This window comes from Burkholderia sp. Leaf177 (genome assembly GCF_001424345.1).
Lineage (GTDB): Bacteria > Pseudomonadota > Gammaproteobacteria > Burkholderiales > Burkholderiaceae > Caballeronia.
In genome coordinates this window covers 300,840-321,417 of the sequence record NZ_LMPF01000012.1, presented here as the reverse complement: position 1 = coordinate 321,417, position 20,578 = coordinate 300,840, and the positions used below count along the sequence as shown (strand labels likewise).

19 protein-coding genes are annotated in these 20,578 nt (G+C 61.6%); 4 read left to right on the top strand and 15 right to left on the bottom strand.

The window, feature by feature from the left end; translation table 11 throughout:
* Positions 1-14 precede the first annotated feature (14 nt).
* The 8 genes from ASG35_RS12305 to ASG35_RS12270 all read right to left on the bottom strand — a co-directional run bounded on the left by ASG35_RS12305 (position 15) and on the right by ASG35_RS12270 (position 8,142).
* Complete coding sequence (locus tag ASG35_RS12305) at positions 15-1,088, bottom strand: flavin reductase family protein (protein ID WP_056356996.1); 1,074 nt, start codon at positions 1,086-1,088, stop codon at positions 15-17.
* Positions 1,081-2,334: an aromatic ring-hydroxylating oxygenase subunit alpha gene (locus ASG35_RS12300; RefSeq protein WP_056356993.1), complete on the bottom strand. Its 1,254-nt coding sequence runs from the start codon at positions 2,332-2,334 to the stop codon at positions 1,081-1,083. The genes ASG35_RS12305 and ASG35_RS12300 overlap by 8 nt, the downstream gene beginning before the upstream one ends.
* Positions 2,335-2,558: 224 nt before the next feature.
* Positions 2,559-3,386 carry a nitrilase-related carbon-nitrogen hydrolase gene (locus ASG35_RS12295; RefSeq protein ID WP_056356990.1) on the bottom strand — a complete coding sequence of 276 codons (828 nt, stop codon included), beginning with the start codon at positions 3,384-3,386 and terminating at the stop codon, positions 2,559-2,561.
* Between the two features lie 16 nt (positions 3,387-3,402).
* A complete protein-coding gene (locus ASG35_RS12290; protein ID WP_056356986.1) occupies positions 3,403-4,317 on the bottom strand; it encodes a glycine betaine ABC transporter substrate-binding protein in 915 nt (304 codons plus the stop codon).
* Positions 4,318-4,353: 36 nt separating this feature from the next.
* Complete coding sequence (locus ASG35_RS12285) at positions 4,354-5,076, bottom strand: ABC transporter permease (protein WP_056356983.1); 723 nt, start codon at positions 5,074-5,076, stop codon at positions 4,354-4,356.
* A 2-nt stretch (positions 5,077-5,078) separates the two neighbouring features.
* Positions 5,079-6,290 carry an ABC transporter ATP-binding protein gene (locus tag ASG35_RS12280; RefSeq protein WP_056356980.1) on the bottom strand — a complete coding sequence of 404 codons (1,212 nt, stop codon included), beginning with the start codon at positions 6,288-6,290 and terminating at the stop codon, positions 5,079-5,081.
* The gene (locus ASG35_RS12275) at positions 6,287-7,027 is read right to left on the bottom strand and encodes an ABC transporter permease (RefSeq protein ID WP_056356977.1); all 741 of its coding nucleotides are present in this window, start codon (positions 7,025-7,027) and stop codon (positions 6,287-6,289) included. Before ASG35_RS12275 ends, ASG35_RS12280 begins: the two co-directional genes overlap by 4 nt.
* Positions 7,028-7,164: 137 nt before the next feature.
* Positions 7,165-8,142, bottom strand: a complete 978-nt coding sequence (locus ASG35_RS12270; RefSeq protein ID WP_056357492.1) for a LysR family transcriptional regulator — start codon at positions 8,140-8,142, stop codon at positions 7,165-7,167.
* A 178-nt stretch (positions 8,143-8,320) separates the two neighbouring features.
* On the opposite strand from ASG35_RS12270, the gene ASG35_RS12265 reads away from it, so the two are divergent.
* Entirely contained in the window at positions 8,321-9,508 is a 1,188-nt protein-coding gene (locus ASG35_RS12265; RefSeq protein WP_056356974.1) for an NAD(P)/FAD-dependent oxidoreductase, read from the top strand.
* Positions 9,509-9,567: 59 nt separating this feature from the next.
* Here ASG35_RS12265 and ASG35_RS12260 read toward each other — a convergent pair whose 3' ends face one another.
* The 7 genes from ASG35_RS12260 to ASG35_RS12230 form a co-directional block, all read right to left on the bottom strand.
* Entirely contained in the window at positions 9,568-10,503 is a 936-nt protein-coding gene (locus ASG35_RS12260) for an electron transfer flavoprotein subunit alpha/FixB family protein (RefSeq protein ID WP_056356968.1), read from the bottom strand.
* Position 10,504: 1 nt separating this feature from the next.
* Positions 10,505-11,254, bottom strand: coding sequence for an electron transfer flavoprotein subunit beta/FixA family protein (locus ASG35_RS12255; protein ID WP_056356967.1), 750 nt, complete (start codon positions 11,252-11,254; stop codon positions 10,505-10,507).
* Between the two features lie 109 nt (positions 11,255-11,363).
* Positions 11,364-12,098 carry a TetR/AcrR family transcriptional regulator gene (locus ASG35_RS12250; RefSeq protein WP_082508344.1) on the bottom strand — a complete coding sequence of 245 codons (735 nt, stop codon included), beginning with the start codon at positions 12,096-12,098 and terminating at the stop codon, positions 11,364-11,366.
* Between the two features lie 65 nt (positions 12,099-12,163).
* Entirely contained in the window at positions 12,164-13,081 is a 918-nt protein-coding gene (locus ASG35_RS12245) for an ABC transporter permease (RefSeq protein ID WP_056356962.1), read from the bottom strand.
* A complete protein-coding gene (locus ASG35_RS12240) occupies positions 13,081-14,169 on the bottom strand; it encodes an ABC transporter permease (RefSeq protein ID WP_056356958.1) in 1,089 nt (362 codons plus the stop codon). The genes ASG35_RS12245 and ASG35_RS12240 overlap by 1 nt, the downstream gene beginning before the upstream one ends.
* The gene (locus ASG35_RS12235; protein WP_056357486.1) at positions 14,166-15,680 is read right to left on the bottom strand and encodes an ABC transporter ATP-binding protein; all 1,515 of its coding nucleotides are present in this window, start codon (positions 15,678-15,680) and stop codon (positions 14,166-14,168) included. Before ASG35_RS12235 ends, ASG35_RS12240 begins: the two co-directional genes overlap by 4 nt.
* Positions 15,681-15,764: 84 nt before the next feature.
* Positions 15,765-16,742 carry a BMP family protein gene (locus ASG35_RS12230; RefSeq protein WP_056356955.1) on the bottom strand — a complete coding sequence of 326 codons (978 nt, stop codon included), beginning with the start codon at positions 16,740-16,742 and terminating at the stop codon, positions 15,765-15,767.
* A 199-nt stretch (positions 16,743-16,941) separates the two neighbouring features.
* Here ASG35_RS12230 and ASG35_RS12225 point away from each other — a divergent pair, with 199 nt between their 5' ends.
* The 3 genes from ASG35_RS12225 to ggt are packed head-to-tail and all read left to right on the top strand — an operon-like array spanning position 16,942 to position 20,539.
* Complete coding sequence (locus ASG35_RS12225) at positions 16,942-17,754, top strand: cysteine hydrolase (RefSeq protein ID WP_082508342.1); 813 nt, start codon at positions 16,942-16,944, stop codon at positions 17,752-17,754.
* Positions 17,751-18,941, top strand: coding sequence for an amidase (locus tag ASG35_RS12220; RefSeq protein WP_056356952.1), 1,191 nt, complete (start codon positions 17,751-17,753; stop codon positions 18,939-18,941). The genes ASG35_RS12225 and ASG35_RS12220 overlap by 4 nt, the downstream gene beginning before the upstream one ends.
* Complete coding sequence (gene ggt, locus ASG35_RS12215) at positions 18,941-20,539, top strand: gamma-glutamyltransferase (protein ID WP_056356949.1); 1,599 nt, start codon at positions 18,941-18,943, stop codon at positions 20,537-20,539. The genes ASG35_RS12220 and ggt overlap by 1 nt, the downstream gene beginning before the upstream one ends.
* Positions 20,540-20,578: the final 39 nt, after the last annotated feature.

Here is a 20,578-nt window from a genome sequence, read left to right as displayed (position 1 = left end):
CGTTTGAATTGATATCAGAATTCCAGCGTGACATCGGATGCGGCGCGGCTGGAGCACGCGAGAACAAATCCCTGCGCTTCCTCTTTTTCCGACAAGCCGCCTTGATGCCGCATTTCGATCACACCGGAGACCCGGCGCAACTTGCATGTGCCGCAAATTCCGCTTGCGCAGCCGCACGGAATCACCACGTTTTGACGCGATGCCGCCATCAGAATGGTTTCGTTCGCACGCGTCTGGAAGGTTTTATCGCCGAGGGTGATTTGATGCGTGACACCGTCGTCTATCTCTCGTGGCGCCTCGTCCGGGAACAATTCGACCGGCGCGAAATGTTCGGTATGAAAGCCCGCATGACGCGCGCCGTCGGCGGCATGAATGCGCTTGACCTCACTCATGAAGCTTGCCGGACCGCAGCAATACACCTCACGAAGATTGAAGTCCGGAACGGCTGCGGAAATAATGCGTCGCGAAATGCGTCCGCGCAGCCCGAACCATCCGGCCGCCGGAGCGCTCAATGTCACGCTGACTTTCAGGTTGGGCATGCTGGTCTGCAGCGTTGCCAGTTCCCGCGCAAAAAGGATGTCGCCGATATCGCGCGCCGCATGGAACCACGCAACGTCCGCCTCCGGACGATGCACCGCGAGCGTACGCAGCATCGACATCAACGGCGAAGCGCCCGAGCCCGCCGAAACCAGAGCGACGGGTTTCGCAGACTCCGTATCGGGATCGAGCTGGAATTGCCCGAGCGGATAGCGTGCGCCGAGCGTCATGCCCGGACGTAATGCATCGTGAAGCCAGCGCGTGGCGCGGCCATCGGCCGGCGCTTTGATCGTCAGTTCAAGCGTGGCGCTTCCCAATGGCGCCGATGCAATCGAGAACGTGCGCTGCAACCGTTCGCCGGCGATATCGAGCGTCAGCATCATCGACTGGCCGGGCAGGAAATGCATTGCTCCGTTTGCATCGAGATCACGGAACACGAAGGTCTTCACCGTCGATGTTTCGATGCGGACCTCAACGCATTCGAGCGTCCGCTCTGCCGGACCTTCCACGATGGTCGCAGCACTTTGCACTATCGATTGATTCTCAACCATGAGCGTGTAACGTGAAAGTGCGGCGCGCGGGTTCCGTTTTCGCAAGATGTTCTGCCAGCTTACCGGCATACCAGTTGGTGAAATTGCGCAACATGAATTCCGATGGCGCGTAAGGCCCCGGCACATACGCCTTCGATGCCACTCCGAGATGATTGTTCGCTGCAAGCCGCGCATCTTGCGTGTTGGTCGCGCGCCAGACAGATGTAAGCGTCTCGATGTCGTAATCGACGCCTTCAACGGCGTCTTCGTGCACGAGCCAAGTCGTGCGCAGCGCGGTACGGTTCGCGGAAAGCGGCAGGATGCGGAAGTGAATGATGTGATCGGCAAGGAAATGGTTCCAGTTGTTCGGAACCCTGAACATCCGTACCGACCCGAGATCAGGATCGGTCAGGTCGCCGAGCAACTTCGCGCACGCGGGTGATCCGTCGGGTGTGAACGATACCGCCCCGCGATGGAACGGCAAGCGGATGCAGCGGAATTCGTTACCGCCATCGGCGGGAAGATGCACGAGGTTTTGCGCGTCCCAGTGGCGCGCTTGGCCATCCATAAGTTCACGGAAATACTCGGAACCGGCGGGGTCGTCGGGCAGCGCGAACTCGACGAGCGTAGCCAGCAGTTCCGGGTGATTCCCGCTGCAGTGATAACACTCTCGGTTGTTTTCGATGACTAGCTTCCAGTTCGCGTCTTCGATCAGCGTTTCGACGTGCGCGACCTTCGTGCGTTCGGGTGCATGTGGCGCAATGTACGGCGTGACGGACTGGCGAAACCGCGTGATATCCGGCGGCGTTTCCGCGATACAGACGTACACCATGCCGCAGATCACTTCCACGTGCACCGGCGCGAGACCATATGCGTCGCGATCGAACCCGGCAGGCATTTGCCGCGCATGGAGCAACGCGCCGTCGAGGTTGTAGACCCACTGGTGATACGGACAGACCAGACGGTGGACGTGGCCCTGTGCTTCGGTGCAAATGCGTGAGCCGCGATGCCGGCAGGTGTTGAAAAACGCTTTTACCTCGCCGTCTTGCGTTCGCATGATGACGACCGACGTTTCGCCAATTTCCATCGTCAGGTAATCGCCCGGGGCGCGAATCTCCGCCACGTTGCAGGCGAAGAGCCATTCGTTGGAAAAGACTGCGTCGATGTCGAGATCGTGGAACGCCGGTTCGACGTAGAACGGCCGCGCCAGGCTAAAACCTTCGCGCCGTTCATCGAGCAGGGCGTGGACGTGCGCCGCATCCAGCATCGCGTTTTCTCCGTCGAGGGCGATTGAATGAGGCCATTCTCGCCTGACGAATTACTGTATGTCCGCAGGGACGCGACGTACGTCAACACGAAAGCGACGTTTTTGGGTGCTTAAGAAAGTTGTGGGAAGGGTTGGTTGGGTGGGCGGGGTTGTTGCTGCTTAGGCTTTCGCAGTTTCAGTTCTAGCAGCAAACCTGCGAAGGCCCGAGTAGTAGCAACCCAGCCTCACCCCCGCCAGCCCTCTCGCGTCCGGGCATCCCTCACCGTCGGTAACGCAAACCTCGCCCTCCTGACATCGTCGTAATCGAGCCGCGCGATCACCAACTCCTCCCGCGCCTCGCGACTTTCCGCCAATACATTTCCGTAGGAATCAACAACCCGCGATCCACCCCAGAAATGCAGTTCACCCTCATGCCCCACACGATTCGCCATCACGATCGGCAAGCCGTAAACCAGCGCATAAAACCGCAACACCGTATCCCATCCGCGCGGGTTATCGAACTGATCGCCGACCGCTTCCAGCGCCGAACTGATCGGCGCAACGCCAAGCGTCATCCCCGCGCAAGCGGCGTCGTGAACCAGCGACGGATTCCACCAGTCCGCACAGATCGGCGTTGCGACTTGCCAGCGCGGATCTTCCAGATGGAACGAACCCAGCGCATTGCCGGGCGCGTAGAACTTGCCATCGTCGAGCTTGCCATAAGTCGCGAGCCCAATCTTCCGATGCACATGCACCACCCGACCATACGCAAGCGTCGCCACGCTGTTATAGAACTGCGCGCCCGGCGCTTCCTCAATAAAACCAACCACCGTGTGCATCGGCCCGCACACTTCAGCGAGTTGCCGCAAGACCATGTGATCAGCGGGCATGGCAAGGCGCAACGTCTCGGCACCCGCGCCATGTCCGACCAGCGAGAGCTCGGGGAAGACGAGCATGTTTACGTTCGCCGATGCAGCTTTGGCGATAAACATCAAATGCCGTTCCACGTTGCCGGTAATATCGCCGGGCAATGTTTCAACTTGTGCGGCAGCTAGGATCAAACCATCGTTCATGATTCTTCGCGCACAGTTACATCAAACCGGACGACTTGAGAAAATCGCTCGCGACGTCATCGACGGATTTCTTCGATACATCCACCTCGGCGTTCAACCGCGCCATGGTCTTGTCATCGAGTTTCGCCGAAATGGAATTGAGGAGCGGCCCGAGCTTCGGATTGGCATCGAGCGTCGCCTTGCGGATCACGGGCGTGAGCGCGTATGCGGGGAAGAAGTTCTTGTCGTCGCGCAAGGTAATGAAGTTGAAGGCTGGCACGCGTCCATCGGTCGTAAACACGAGCGCGACCTGGACTTGCTTGTCCTTGAGCGCCTGATAGGTCAGGCCCGAATCCATCCGCTTGATTTGCGATGGCGAGAACGAAAACCCGTACGCCGCTTGCAGCGGCTTCAGACCGTCGGGACGCGCGTAGAACTCCGAGTTGCACGCGAAGGTCAGGTCCTTCCCGGCGCCGAGCGCCTTCGCGAGATCGCTGATCGTGGCAATGCCGAGCTTCGCGGCTTCGTCGCGATTCATTGCAAGACCATACGTGTCATTCGCTTTCGATGCATCGAGCCACACGATTCCCTTGGCGGCATCGAGTTGCTTCACGCGTGTATATGTTTCGGCAGGCGTAAGGTGCTCCGTCACCTTGTTGTAGGTGATGAGCGAGGTGCCTGTGTATTCCCAGTACACGTCGATCTGGCCATTCTCCTGCGCCTGACGCAGCACCGTGCTGCCCATCCCGTCTTTCTTCACGACGTTGAAACCCTTCGCCTGCAGCAACGCGGTCGTGATCTGCGCGAGCAGCACTTGCTCGGTGAAGTTTTTCCCGCCAACCGTTACGGTTGCGGCATCCGCGGCGCGCGCGGGTTGAGCCGCGAGCATGCTTGCCGTGAGGCAGAACGCAGGTAGGAGCGCGAAGACACGGGAAAATAGCCGGATATGCATGGAAGATCCAGTGAAATGAAGAAGGGAAGAAAACGTTCAGCGTTGCGGATTCACGCCGCGCGGCACGAGCCGGTATTGCATCTGTGCAACGAGCATGTCGGTCAGGATTGCAAGCAGCGCAGTCGGCACGGCGCCGGCGAGCAACATGGCGAAATCGTTCAAATCGATGCCCGTAAAGATCAGCTCGCCCAAGCCTCCGCCGCCCACGAGAAACGCGAGCGGCGCTGTTCCCACTGTAATGGCGAGCGCGGTACGCAAGCCCGCAAAGATCACGAACATGGCGTTGGGAAGTTCAACGCGCCACAGGATCTGCCGCGGCGTCATGCCAATTCCGGTGGCGGCATCGATCAGTGCCGGGGGTACGGCGCGAATGCCTTCGTACGTGTTCATCGCGATGGGAAGCAGGGTCGCCACCCATAATCCAAAGATCGCAGGCTTCGCGCCGATGCCCATCAGGCTCATGGCAAGCGCGAGCAACGCGAGCTTCGGCACCGCTTGCCCCGCGTTGAGCGCGAGCATGACCCCATGCGCCATGCGTCCCCGCGACGGACGGCTGAGCCAGATCCCGGCCGGCAGCGCAACGGCAATCGCCAAGGCGCCCGCGATGGCGACCATCAGCATCTGCTGGCCTGCCTGGTAAAGCATGTCGTCCTTGTAAGGCGCGAGCGGCGCGAACCAGTTCGCGGCGCGCGCTTGCGAGGCGAACAGCGAGATCGCCGAACATGTGCCAAGACGCCACGTGAACCCGCGTAAGCGCATGATCACACGCCCTCCTCGGCACGGCTTTTTGCAAGCAGCGCCGCATCGAGATCACGCTCGGCCGCCGCCGGCAAATCCAGCGCGCCGGCGAACGCCGCGCCGCCCGCGCATGACGCACGCGCCATCTCGGCAATACCCGCATGCGTGACGTACCCCGCGAAGCGTCCTGTCTCGTCCACGACGGCAAACCACGACACGCCATGGGCAAGCATCATCGACATGACCGAACGCAGGTCGTCGCCAGTGCGAACGGTTGCGGGCAACGGCAACGCCATTGGCGCTTCCAGCCTCTCAGGCACGGCGTCAAGCCGCGATGCAGTGAAATAACCCGCGGGCTTGCCGTTCGTATCGATAAAAACCGCTTCGCCATGCGGATGCAAAGCCAGCGCTGCGCGCGCCGCGCTCTTCGTGTCTCCGGCGCGAACGATGGCATCGGTCGCTACCATCGCCGCGCCTGCACGCAGCAAGCGCAACCGCTTCAATGCACGATCCGCGCCGACGAAATCCGCGATAAACGGCGTCGCCGGACGCGCCAGCAGTTCGTCTGGACCGGCGAACTGTTCGAGCTTGCCGTTGCGAAAGATCGCGACCTTGTCGGCCATCTTCATGGCTTCGTCGATGTCGTGGCTCACGAACACCACGGTCTTTTTCAGCCGCTTTTGAATCTTGCGAAACTCGTCCTGGATCGATGTGCGGTTGATCGGATCAATCGCGCCGAAAGGCTCGTCCATCAGCATCACGGGCGGATCGGCCGCAAGCGCGCGCGCGACGCCCACACGCTGTTGCTGACCACCCGACAAATCGCGCGGATAACAGCTTAGATACAAGGCCGGATCGAGCGCCACCAGTTCAAGCAGCTCCTCCGTGCGCTGACGCGTCTTGCGCTTGTCCCAGCCGAGCATCTGCGGAACGAGGCCGATATTCTGCTCGACTGTCATGTTGGGAAACAGCCCGACTTGCTGGATCACATAGCCAATGCGCCGGCGCAATTCGACCACGTCGAAGCTCGACGTATCCTCGCCGCCTATCAGTATCCGGCCCGACGTCGGCTGCACGAGCCGGTTGATCATCTTGAGCGTCGTGGTCTTGCCGCAGCCGGATGGCCCGAGCAGCACACACAGTTCGCCTTCCTCGATGTCCATCGATACATCATCGACTACTGCTTGTGCCTGACGTGACTCGAAGCGCTTGGTGAGATGTTGAAGGTTGATCATCGGCTCTCCGCGATCGTTGGGCGCTCGAGGCCAGACACGCTGGCACGGCGGCCGCGGCCAGAGCGCGCCGACAGAAGCGGCAGGCGCACCGTCCGCAAGCCTGCAGGAGTGAGGCGGCGTTGCACGAGCGCGAGTCCGAAGTCCGCAAGAATCGCAAGGCCGCCGACAATCAGCGCTCCCGCGATCAACTGGCGCGAATCCGATTGCGAAATGCCGCGGCTGATCAGCCGGCCGAGACCGCCCGCGCCAATGTACGTGGCGATCGCCGCAATGCCAATATTGATGACTACCGCCATGCGGATGCCCGCCATGATGATCGGCATCGCGATCGGCATTTCGACCTTGAAGAGCCGTTGCCGCGTGGTCATGCCCATGCCGTTCGCCGCTTCGCGCAACGCGGGATCGAGATTGCGGATCGCGGCGTAGGTGTTGCGCACGATCGGCAACTGGGAATAGAGGAACAGCGCGATCACTGCCGGCAGGAAACCGATGCCCTGCCCGATCAGCGACAACACCGGAATCAGCAGGCCGAAGAGCGCAACCGATGGAATCGTCATCAGGATTGCCGCGACGTACAGGACGATCTTCGCGCTGCGTTCGTGCGCGCTGATCGCGACGCCTAGCGGCACGCCCGTGAGAATCGCGCAGCCCACGCCGACCGCGACCAGTTCAAGATGCTCGACGAGCATGCGAAGAATCGACGGGCCGTTGTTCCAGATAAAAACGAGTGTTTCCAAACGGCCTCCGGTGTGTTCATCGACGATGAAGATGGGTCGGATTCGTGGCTACCGATGCACTGTAACGACTCAAAATCCCGGGCAGTGCCACGTTTTCGACAACAACTGTCACCGGCGCGACGCCTAAGGGTTTTCCGTCATGGGCTTGGCCGGCGGATTGCGTCGCCCGGAAGACGCGGCAACGCCTTTGTCAGCGCCGGCCGGATGGTGTGATCGAGTACACGCCGCGTCAACGCTATGAGTTCGCGCGCGAACTCATCCCATTCGCCTTCGCGATGCAGCAAATAGAAGCCGCGCCGCCCGAGTTTGCCGGACGGCAGCGGCAGCACTGCGATCTCCGGCAAGTAGTGGCGCGCCTGCCAGAGGCAAAGCGGCGTGGAGATGGCAAAGCCAAGACGCGCGGCGACGAGGCTGAGCAAGGGATCGGTGGCATCGAACTCATAGCGGCGCGGACTTTCGATACCCAGGTGCCGTGCAAACCGCTCCACTTGCTGCCCAATAACCGAATGCGCCGTGTAGCGGATCAAGGGCAGCTCATCGGCAAGCCGGCGCCAGTCGAGGTCCGGCTGATCTTCCAGATGGCGCCGCGCCACGACTGCCACAAAGGCTTCCGAAAACAGCGGCTTCTCTCCGATGCGCGTATCGGTCACGATTGTTTCCGTGCACACCGCCAGATCGATTTCACGTTCGTGCAACTGACGCGTGAGGCCAGGCGTCAGGCCCGACCACAACGCAATCTGCCGCGCGGAGCCCGACAATCCCCGGATCAGTTCGGCGCCCACGGTCGCGGCGAACGAATCGACGCAACCCAGCCGGACGGGCAACTGGGCGCCATCGGTGGTGTCGCTGAAACTGGTGGCAACGCGCTGCGCGTGGTCGAGCAACGGGCCGGCCAGTTCAAGCAAGGTTCGGCCGGCGACGTTTGGACGGGGCGGGCGGCTGTCGCGATCAAAGAGGCTTGCGCCCTGCTCCCGCTCGAGCGCCGCCACGGCCTGGCTCACCGCGCTCTGGCTCACGCCGAGCTGTTTGGCCGCCGCCGTCATCGACCCGAGGTTGCATACGGCAACGAACGCCTGCAGCGCACGCAAATCGATTGGCAATTGGGTTCGTCGTATCGGCATGATGATTTTTTGGCTCGTTGCAAAATTGCTGCGTCGCGAAGCGTGCCCGGCGCATGTCTTATTGCATCCGATAACAGCAAACACACCGCGCAGCATTAATTTAACTTATACAAAATTGCGCGCTCGCGTTGGTTCGTAACATCCACGCACGTCCCTTTTTGCATGGTTACTCATGAACCACTACGACTTCATCGTGATCGGCGCTGGCGTGATCGGCACCTCGGTCGCGCATCATCTCGCCGCGCTTGGCGCGGGCAGCGTGCTTGTCATCGATCGCGGCCTGATCGGCGCCGGCACGACTTCGCAATCGTCCGGCTTGCTGCGCACGCATTATTCGGTGCGGCAGAACGTGGAACTCGCGCGTTCGTCGTGGTGGGCGTTCAATAATTTCGCGGAGTACGTCGGCGACGAGGAAGCGTCGTGCGGCCTCGTCAAAAGCGGCTACATGATCGTCTCGCCCGAGGGCGACAAGCTCGATGCGCTGCGTTCATCGCTTGAGGCGCAGCGCGAGATGGGTATTGAAGTGCGCATGCCGTCGCGGGAAGAGGCCCGTGAGTTGATGCCGATCGCGCAATTCGATGACGCCGCGCTGATCGGCTACGAGCCGGAAGCCGGTTTCGCCGATGCATACCTTGTCGCGACCGCCTTTGCGCGCTCCGCGCGGCGACGCGGCGTGACGGTCAAGGAAGGCGTGAACGTTACCGGTCTGCTGCGCGAGGGTCGCCGGGTCGTGGGCGTCACCACCGGCGCAGGCGATTTTTCTTGCGGCACCTTGATCAGCACGCAGAACATCTGGACGCCGGAACTGGAAAGCTGGACGGGCGTGACGTTGCCGGTGAAACCGGAGCGTCATACGGTGCTCGCGCTCGAATGCAACGAAGCGCCCTACACGTTCACGATGCCCGCCTTCAAGGATCTCGGATCACCGGGCATGCTGTATTACCGCAGTTATGGCGGCAAGCAGATGCTGGTTTCCGAAGGTGTGGTCGGTGAAACGTTAAGCTCGCCCGAGACGGAACAAGGCGATATCTCCCTCGACTACGTGGGTGAAGTGGGCGAGCAGGTTGCCGAGCGTTTCCCTGCGTATGAAGCGGCCGGGCTGGCGTCGTCGTGGACGGGCGTGTACGACGTCACGCCCGACTGGAATCCCGTTCTCGGACCGGTTGCCGATATTGAAGGGCTCGTTGTGGGATTTGGATTTTCCGGACACGGGTTCAAGTTGTCTCCGGGTATCGGCAAGATTCTGGCGCAGCATGCGCTGTGTCTTCCGACCGATGTTTCCCTCGCGCCTTATGCGTTGGAACGCTTCGCGAGCGGTGCGCTGCTGGTCGGGAAATATGGGTCGGGCGCCGTGTCCTGATGTGGTTTTGCGATACGCAGGATAAAAACCGGATGCTGACATCCGGTTTTTTTGCCTCTTTACAACCCCCGGGACAACGCCGGCACGACATCGAAGAGATCGCCTACCAAACCGTAATCAGCGATGCTGAAGATGGGTGCATCGGCGTCCTTGTTGATGGCCACGATCACCTTCGAGTCTTTCATGCCCGCGAGATGCTGGATCGCGCCCGAGATACCCACGGCAATGTAAAGTTCCGGCGCGACCACCTTGCCCGTTTGCCCGACCTGCCAGTCGTTTGGCGCAAAGCCGGAATCCACCGCTGCACGCGATGCGCCGAGCGCCGCGCCAAGCTTCACCGCGAGCGGATTGAGAATCGCGAAATTATCCGCGCTGCCGAGTCCGCGTCCGCCGGACACCACGACCTTCGCGCCCGTCAGATCCGGACGATCGCTCGTTGCCACCTCGCCTCCGATGAAACGCGACAAGCCGCTGTCAGGCACTGCGTCTGGAATTTCGGTCGGCGCGGCCTCCATCTTGATGTTGCAGGCGCCGAATGCGGTCGTTCGTATTGTCAGGACCTTGATTGCATCGCGCGATCGTACGGTTGCTATCGCGTTGCCTGCGTAAATTGGACGACGGAAGGTATCGGCGGAAACAATCTCGATCACATCGGATATCTGCGCCGTATCCAGCCTTGCCGCGATACGCGGCGCAACGTTTTTCCCTGCCGATGTCGCCGCGAACAGGATATGGCTATACGCGTTTGTGTTCGCGATCGAGAACACTTGAGCCGCCACGTTCTCCGCAAGGTTGCCCGCGAAATGCGGCGCATCTGCCAGATGCACCTTGCTGACGCCATTTAATCGGCTCGCGGCACCAGCCACCTGACTGACATTGTGACCCGCGACCAGTACGTCGATTTCTCCGCCTATTTCCGACGCCGCCGAGATTGTGTTGAGCGTCGGGTTTTTCAATTTCCCGTCGTCGTGTTCCGCTATTACGAGCGTGCGCATGTCAGATCACCTTGGCTTCGTTTTTAAGTTTATCGATAAGCGCGGCGACATTCGCGACCCTCACACCCGCGGGACGCACGGTTGGTTCGGTAACCTGAATGATTTCCAGCCGAGGTGCGACATCGACTCCGAGCGCTTCGGGGTTCGTTATATCGATGGGCTTTTTCTTTGCCTTCATGATGCTTGGCAGCGTGACATAACGCGGCTCGTTGAGGCGCAAGTCGGCCGTAATAATGGCCGGAAGTTCGAGCGTAATGGTTTCAAGGCCGTCATCGACCTCGCGCGTGACGGTCGCCATCCCATCCGCCACTTCGATACGACTTGCGAACGTAGCCTGCGGCCAGCCGAGCAAGCCGGCCAGCATTTGTCCGGTCTGATTCGAGTCGTCGTCGATGGCCTGCTTGCCCAGGATCACGAGTTGCGGCTGCTCTTGCGCAACGATTGCATGCAGCAACTTCGCTACCGCAAGCGGTTGAAGGTCCGCATCCGTCTGCACGAGCACGCCGCGATCCGCGCCAATCGCAAGCGCGGTGCGAAGCGTTTCCTCACTTTTCGCGGTGCCGCACGAGACCGCCACCACTTCGGCGGCGTGCCCGCTTTCCTTGAGCCGCGTTGCGGCTTCGACGGCGATTTCGTCGAACGGATTCATCGACATCTTGATGTTCGCGGTCTCGACACCCGATAGATCCGCCTTCACGCGAACCTTGACGTTGTAGTCCACCACGCGTTTGACCGCGGTCAGTATCTTCATTGCAAGATCCTTATAAAAGCGCGCCGGACGCTCGGTGCAGTCCGGAGAGTTCCGATTGTCCGGCACCCGATCGCCTACGGCACATGCATAAGAATCTCTGCTGCTGAACTTAAGCCAGCTTGCTGACTTTCGCGGCCTTCCCTGTCCCCGCCAAAAACGCACGCACCATTTCATGGGCTTGATGCTTGTGATCTTGCTGCCAGTCATCGGTCAGCAAATCGACATTGAATATCCGCGAGAGCGTGTAAGCGTTCGATTTGTGAAACGAGCAAAGACTGACGAGGCCGACATAAAGATGCAACGGATCCATGCCTTTTCGCAGCGATCCATCCGCTTCGCCGCGCGCGATCAACGTGGATATCAGACCCAACACGGGCGATGCCATTTCCGGAATACTCTTCGAGCGCTTCATGGAGCGCGCCCGGTTCAGGTTCTCGAACGACAGCAACTTGAGCAATTCCGGGTGCGCAGAAAAATGGCCTTCGATAAAGTCGTAAAGCTGCACGATACCGGCCACCGGCGGCACGCGTTGCGCATCGAGTTCAAGTGCAAGTTCGGCTTCGCGTAAACGCGAAAGCACAAACTCCAGCACCTCCAGATAGAGCGCTTCCTTGCCGCCGAAATAGTGATAGATCATGCGGATATTCACCTTCGAGCGGCTGGCGATGGTCTCCACGCGCGCACCGCTCAAACCTTTATCCGAGAACTCGGCAATGGCGACCTTGAAGATGCGCTGGCGGGTCGCTGCGGCAAGGCGTTGCCGGCTGGTTGCGGGCGCCTTTTCATTGGTCACGGCCGCAACGGGCGGGGTGCCGGAAGTCGTTCTTGGAGCAGCACGTGTCATGTCGAAAATAAACCTGGTGAGCCAGCAGTAATCGGTCGGCTTATTCTAATCGCAGCCTTTCCGCGTCATCGCCTGAACGGTTGCGTCAATGCAAGCGGCGCGGTCTGTCGTCCGATCAAGCCTGCAACGGCGACCAGCGCAAGGAGATAGGGCAGCATGATGAGCAGCGCAGTCGGCACATGAATGCCGAGCAGCGGCAACTGGAATTGCAACGCGCTCGCAGCACCAAATAGAAGGCACGCGCCAGCAGTGCGGCCGAGTTTCCAGTTGCCGAAAATGATCGCTGCAATCGCGAGATAACCGGACCCGCTTGTCATGCCTTCCGTGAACGTATGTATATCGCCGATAGAAATAAAACAGCCCGCAGCACCCGACATCAAGCCTGAGAACAGCACCGCGCCGTAACGCAGGCGTGTCACCGAGAGCCCGGATTGATCGACTGCCTTGGGCGCCGCGCCGACCGCATGAAGCGAGATGCCGAGCGCCGTGCGCCGAAGCACGACTGAGGTGAGCAGCAAGACGGCGAAGCCTGCATACACGAGCCAGACCTGATGAAATACGGGTTCGCCTATCATCGGAATAGCGCTCAGGCCTGGAGGTGACCAACGCGCAAGTCCTGGGATCGCCACGCTCGATCGCTCGCCGAACAACTCGCGATACGCAAGCGTGGTTGCGCCCAGCGCGAGAATGTTGATACCAATCCCCGTCACGATCTGGTTCGCACGCAAGGTGATGCTGAGGAAAGCCTGGAGCAACGCGATAGGCAAAACGCCCAGCATGCCGATGGCGAGTCCCAGCGCCGCGTTGCCTGTTGCCCATGCGCCTGCGGCGCCGAGAAACGCGCCAGAAAGCATCATGCCTTCCACGCTCATGTTCAGGACCCCCGCCCGCTCGCTGACCAGTTCTCCGGTCGAAGCCAGCATGAGCGGCGCAGCAAAGCGAATGGCCGACCCGGCGAACACCGCCGCAATGCCTGCATCCATTATCGTGCTCCTTGTTTGTCGAGCCACAACGACCCGCCTGCCAGCGTGACAATGACGATGCCCTGCACGACGAGCACGAGAGCGGACGGCACCGACGCCACCATTTCCATGTTGATGCCGCCTGAGCGCAAGAAGCCAAAGAGCAAAGCCGCGGCGAACACGCCGGTGACCGACCCGCGCGCGAGGAGCCCGACGACGAGGCCATCGAAGCCATAGCCCGACGAAAAACCCGCTTTCAGCGAATACTGGTCGCCCTGGAGCATCAGCGCTCCCGCAAGGCCGCCGAACGCGCCAGCAAGCGCGAGCGCGCCCACGATCGTCGATGTAATCGGCATCCCCGCGCGCCGTGCGGCAAGCGCGTTCAAACCGACGGCCCGCAAATAAAGCCCAAAGCGCGTGCGCAGCAGCAAGATCGCGACGGCGATGCCCAGCACGACCGTTATCGGCAAGCCGATATGCAAACCCGCGCCGCTGTCGGCTGCGAGTTGCGGCAACTTGGTGGCATCGGAAATTTCGAGTGATTCGGGCAGCGTCGCAGCGTTCGACATCGGCTGGCGAAGCAGCGCTTCGGATTGCACGCACCAATACAAAAACCAGACCGCGATAAACGACATCAGCAGCGTGCTGATGACTTCATTGGTGCCCGCGCGCGCCTTGAGCAAACCCGGAATTGCGCCCCACACACCGCCCGCGAGCGCGGCGGCGAACATCGGCAGGATGAAGGCGAGCCCGAACGGAAGATGCGCAACGCCGCCCGAGAGGCTGACCGCCGTGGCCGTGATCCCGCCTATCGCGATCTGCCCTTCCCCGCCGACATTGGTAAGTTGCGCGCGGTTTGCAAGCACGAAACCTGTGCCAACGAGCGCAAACGCAAGACTGCGATTGATCGACGCGCCAACCGCATAGGCCGAGCCCCAGGCGCCATCGGCGAAAGCTGCGAGCGCGTCGCCAAGCGGCACGCCCACGCTTGCAATCAGCACCAGCGCCGCAATCACCGCGACCAGCGCCGCGCCGGCGAGCACGCAAACGGTGCGCATGCGCTGCGATCGAAGCCAGGTTGAACGTGGCGAAACCGTGAGCGTATTCATGAGTCTTGTCCTGCCATCCACGCGCCGATACGGCCACGCTGGAGATCGAGTTGAGCGGGATCGGGCACGCACGTCCCCATGATTTTTCCGCGATACATCACGACGATGCGGTCCGCGACGGCCATCAGTTCATCGAGTTCGGAAGAGATGAGCAGCACGCCGACACCCTGGTCGCGTGCCGCGCGAATGTGGTCGTACACGGCTGCGACCGCACCGACATCCAGGCCGCGCGTGGGCTGCGCCGCCATCAGGAAAACGAGGCCTTCGAGCGTGAGCTCGCGTGCCAGCACCGCCTTCTGCTGGTTGCCGCCGGAGAGTCCGCGAAAGGCAACATCGGCGCTGGCGGCGCGGACATCGAAGCGCTGCATCAGCGAGGTTGCGGCCGCGCGCATCGCACGGTGACGGGTGAAGCCCCAGCGCGAGAAGTCATCGAGCCGGTTGAGACAGAGGTTTTCCGTGAGGCTCATGTCTGGAACGCATCCGGTCGCGTGCCGGTCTTCCGGGACGATGCCCACGCCAAGCCGCGTGAGTTGCGAAGGCGTTGCAAACGTGCCTTCGGTTCCATCGATAAAAAACCGTCCCGCCGATGCTTTCATCATGCCGGCAAGCACCGCGCCCAGTTCGCTTTGGCCGTTGCCTTCCACGCCTGCAATGCCGACTATCTCGCCGCGATTGACCACCAGCGTGCAATTGTCCACGCGCGTCACGCCGTCGGCGCTACGAACGGTCAGGCCATCGACTTGAAGGGCTTCGTCGCTTAAAGGGCGGCCATACGGTGACGGCGATGACGCTTTGCGCGCCTCGGCGCCCGGTGCCGATTCGCGATGAATCATCGCGTGCACGAGGCGGTCGACGTCCGCTGAAGGCGTGCTCGAGCGCGCGACCACGCGGCCGCTTTGCAGCACGGTGGCCCGGGTTGCGATCCGGCGGATTTCAGCGAGCTTGTGCGTGACGAGGACCACCGCGCAGCCGCGTGCCGCGACGCGCTCGCACATGGCGAGCAACGACTCTATCTCGGCGGGCAGGAGGACTGCGGTGGGTTCGTCGAGCACGAGCAGGCGCGGCTCGCGGATCAGACACTTGACGATCTCCACACGCTGCCGCTCGCCCACCGACAACGCGGCAATCCGCGCGTCAGGATCGAGTGCCAGGCCGAGATCTTCCACCAGCGCACGCACGCGCTGCGCTTGCCTCGCGCGATCCAGCCAGCCGTGCGAACGCCCGAGCAGCAAGTTGTCGAGGACGGTGACGTCATCGACGAGACTGAAATGCTGATGCACCATCGCAATGCCGTGCGCGAGCGCGTCGCGTGGACTGCGCGGCCGATACGGCGCGCCATCGATCAGCATGCCGCCCGCATCCGGCTGATGAACGCCGAACATCACGTTGCACAAGGTGGACTTGCCGGCACCGTTCTCACCGAGCAGGCAATGCACTTCGCCTGCAACCAGATCGAGCGATACGTCGGTCAGGGCGTGAAACGCACCAAAGTGCTTGCCGATACCGTGCATGCCGAGCACCGGCGCATGGGTCCCCGGCGCGGTGTTCCTTACCTGTGCATCCGGCGACGAATCGAGCGTCAGGTTCATCGCCCGTCACCCTTCCGACACTTTGATCTTGCCGCTTTCAATGTCCTGCTCGATCTGCTTGATCTTCGCATTCATCTCGGGCGTTGCATGACACACCGCCATGCCGGACGCCTTGGGTCCCATCGCCAGTCCAAATGGCTTGTAGCCCGGCTGCCAGGTGCCTGCCGCCATCTGATCGATCGCGTATTGCACCTGGTATCCAACGCCTGTGATCGAATAGGCCACGTACAACGCATCCGTGCCGCATCGATCCGTGTAGCTGCCAATCATGTGCGTGTGTTTTTCGGTCGCCGCCTGCTCCATGCCGCGCAAGCCGAGATTCAGGATGTGGTAATGAACATCCGCGCCTTGCGATATTGCCGCGAGCGTGGCCTCCTTTGCCTTCGATACATTGTCGAAGTCACCGGTATAGCTCTCGAAATATTTGATCTTCGGATTGATTGAACGCGCGCCGTTGCCGAACTCTTTTCCCGCATTCACGATAGACGGAATTTCCATTCCGCCCACATAGCTGACCGCGCCGTTTTTGGACAACATCGCGGCGGCTGCGCCCGCCACATACGCAATCTCCGCTTGCTTCACGTCATAGCCCGCGACGTTGGGCGGCATGTCCTGACCTTTGTTGCCGCCCACGATCGCAAACTTCGTCTTGGGAAAACGCTTCGCGATCTTCAGCACCGCCGCCTGCGTCTGCCCGCCTACGCCGATCACCAGCTGGTTTTTCGACGCGAGGTTCGTGAGCGCCTGCTCCATGTCCGCATAGTTGATGTTCTCGATCACCTGCGTCTTGAGTTTCGGACCGAGTTCCGTCTGCGCGGCCGTCAGCCCGTCGTAACCGGATTCCATCCATCCCTTGTCCGATTTCGAACCCGGGATCAACACGCCGACGCGCAATGGATCGGCCGCGACGGCGTTCGCCATTCCAGTCAAAGCGGCCGCGATCGTCATGGCCTTGGCAACGGTTCTAAACTGGGCTATCGACATTCTGGCACTCCTCTTGCATTTGGTTTCGGTAAGTAGGTTATTCATGAACGAAACCAATGCAAATTCGATGCCAAGCGCATGGGTGCATCGTGGATTGGATCAGCTTGTAGCCGGCGCGCAGTGCGCAATTGCGACTCGCTGTCGACGATGCTCGCCATCGATCGTTCGCCTTCCTTCACACCTTGAGGAGTTGCATCCGATGAAAACCGAGAAGCCATCCGCAACCAGCAACGACGGGCCTTTTGGCCGCCTGGGCCGTGGTGACAACTATCACTGGAACGCGAGCCCGACACTTGTCGACATGTCCATGCCGGCGCCCGAGCCGAAGGTCGCGACGCTCGCGTGCGAGCCGCAGGACGTGCGCGTCGATCTGCGCAGAACGGCGATTGTGGTGATCGATATGCAGAATGATTTCTGCACCAAGGGTGGCTGGGTTGCCCAAATCGGGGGCGATTTCGAAGCGGATCGTGCGCCCATTGCACCATTGCTGCGCCTGCTGCCGGCACTGCGCGCGCACGGCGTTCCCGTGATCTGGGTGAACTGGGGCAACCGTGCGGACCTCGCCAACATGCCGCCGAACCAGCTGCATCTATACAAGCCGACGGGCGCAGGCGTCGGACTTGGCGAGCCGCTCGCGAGCAACGGCGCGCATGTGCTGGAAAAGGATTCATGGGCGGCTGCCGTCGTCGATGAACTCGCGCCCTTGCCCTCGGATATCTGTGTCGATAAATATCGCATCAGCGGCTTCTGGGATACGCCGCTCGACAGCATCCTGCGCAATCTCGGCGTGCGCACGGTGTTGTTCGCCGGCGTGAACACCGATCAATGCGTGCTCCATTCGCTGACCGATGCAAACTTCCTCGGCTACGGTTGCGTGCTCGTTGAGGATTGTTGCGCGACGTCGTCGCCATCGTTCTGCACCGAAGCTACCGTGTGGAACGTGAAGAAGTGCTTTGGCTTCGTGACGGATTCGGCGCGCATCCTCGCCTCGCTGCCGGAGTCGCGCGAATGAACGCGTTCGTGCCCGGCGAACATGTGGAAGCGGCGCCTACGGCAAGCGGCGCGCTGGATGGCTTGCGCTTCGCGGTGAAAGATCTGATCGACGTCGCGGGTTTCCGCACCGGCGGCGGCAATCCGGACTGGCTGGCAACGCACGCGCCGGCCGAACGTCACGCGGTCTGTGTATCGCGGCTGCTTGGCGCCGGCGCGCGGCTCGACGGCAAGACCATGACCGACGAGCTCGCGTACAGCCTCGAAGGCGAAAACCATCATTACGGCACGCCGCTCAATCCACGCTGGCCGCATGCGCTGCCGGGCGGATCGTCTAGCGGGTCGGCATCGGTCGTGGCGGCGGGCCAAGCAGACTTTGCGCTCGGCACGGACACGGGCGGCTCCGTGCGCGTGCCCGCGGCTTTCTGCGGCGTGTGGGGAATACGTCCCACGCATGGCGCCGTTTTCCTCGACGGCGTCCTGCCCTTCGCGCCGTGTTTCGATACGGTCGGATGGTTCGCGCGTTCCGCCGATGTCCTGGCGAAGGTCGGCCGCGTTTTGCTGCCTGAGGGTTCATCGTCGTCGATACAAAAGCGTCGGCGTGTCAGGGTGAAAGAAGCCTTCGACCTGCGCGCGAGAAACGCCCCCGATGACGCCGCCCGCCTGACGGTCCTCGCGGAGTCGATCGGCGCGGTGGATTCCGTTTCGCTCATAAGCGACGGTGAATGGCTCACGTGTTATCAGGCGCTTCAGGACGCGGATATCGATACCTCTCTCGGCGCATGGATCGCATCAGCGAAGCCACGCTTTGGGCCGTCCATTGCGCCACGTTTTGCGCGCCTGGATAACTTCGATCGAAGCATGACAGCGCACTGGCGCGCAACCCGCGCGCGCCTTCGCGCACAGCTCGATGCAGTGCTGCAGGACACGCTGCTGATCATGCCGACCACGCCCGTGGCGCTGCTCGCAAAGAACGCTCACGGCGATACAATCGGCCGCTTCTATCAGGACGCATTGACCATGAACGCCATCGCGGCAATCGGCGGCCTTCCGCAGATCACGCTGCCGTTCTTCGATGAGATCGAACGGCCGCTGGCGTTATCGATCATCGGCGCACGGGGCGACGACCTGGCGCTTCTCGCCTTTGCGCAAGAACTCAGCACGCGTTTCAGCTCGGCCGATGGCGTGCTTCACACCACGGAGCTTTGATGCAGCAAACGGCACGAGACACATCGCGCAACGGCATGGTGACCAGCCCGCACGCACTCGCGAGCACGGCGGGTCTGGAGGTGCTGCGCGCTGGCGGCAACGCCATCGAAGCGGCCATCGCGATCGGCGCGGCGCTGGCCGTGACCTATCCGCATTTCAACGGCTTGGGCGGCGATGCGTTCTGGGTGATCGGCGACAAGACCGGCATGTTGCGGACGTTGTCGGGTATCGGGCAAGCCGCGCAGAATCCGCCGCTCCTCGACCGTAGCGGACGCGCGATAACGCAGCGCGGTCCCGGTTCAACGCTGACGACCGCCGCCACTGTGGACACATGGCATCAGGCGCACGCCATCAGCCAGCAATGCTGGGCCGGCAAGATGGCATGGTCCGCGCTGTTCGAACGGGCAATTGAATATGCCGCGGATGGCTTTCCCGTCACACCCTCGCAGCACTTCTGGCACACGCTTCGCGCGGACGAACTGCATGCGCAACCGGGCTTTGCGAAGGTATTTTCACCGGCCGGCCGCATTCCGGACATTGGCGAGCGCTTCGCGCAACCGGCGCTGGCAGAAAGCCTGAAACGAATTGCGGTGCATGGCGCGCGCGAATTTTATGAAGGCGAACTTGCCGGACGTATCGCGCGAGGACTCGCCGATGCAGGCTCGCCACTGACGCTTGCAGACCTCGCACGCACCCGGGCACGCGATGAAACGCCGCTGCGCGTGCCGTATCGTGATGGCGAGCTGATCAGCTTGCGTCCGCCCACGCAGGGCGTCACGACCCTCCAGATCATGGGAACGCTGGACCGGTTCGACTTGAGCGCTATCGAGGAAGGCAGCGCGGACTATTACCATCTGCTGGTCGAAGCGGTGAAGGTTGCGTTCGCGGATCGGGACCGGTATGTATCGGATCCGGATTTCAACGAGGTCCCGGTCGAGCACATGCTGTCCAGCGCAACGCTCGACGCCCATGCACGTTCCATCAGCCCCGACCAGGCGCGTGCATGGCCGCATGTTTTCCGGCCGGGCGATACGGTTTTCATCGGCGCGACGGACCGTGAAGGCCGCAGTGTGAGCCTGCTGCAGACGGTGTACTTCGACTGGGGCAGCGGCGTGATTGCCGGCGATACAGGCATTCTCTGGCACAACCGCGGCGCGTCGTTCAGCACGGACCCCGCGCATCACAATGCGCTGAAGCCGGGCAAGCGGCCGTTCCATACGCTCAATCCGGGCATGTATCTGAAGGACGGCAAGCCGCGTTTGCTGTTTGGAACGCAGGGCGCGGACGGTCAGCCGCAAACGCTCGCTGCGATCCTCACGCGGTTGATCGACTACGACATGGACCCGCTCGCCGCGCTCAGCCGTCCGCGTTTCTTGCTGGGCAAGACCTTCTCCGATACCCGGGACGCACTCAAGCTCGAAGCAGATGCGGGCGCGGAGGTATTCGCAGCACTCGCGAACCGTGGCCACGAGGTGAGCGCCATTCCCGCGCAAAGTCCCTTGGCCGGACATCCGGGCGTGATACGGATCAACGCAAATAACAGCGCTTCGGGAGCACACGATCCGCGCAGCGACGGTTATGCGCTTGGCTTGGACTAGACCGGATCGCCGGGAGACGCGGAGGATATTTGGACCGTT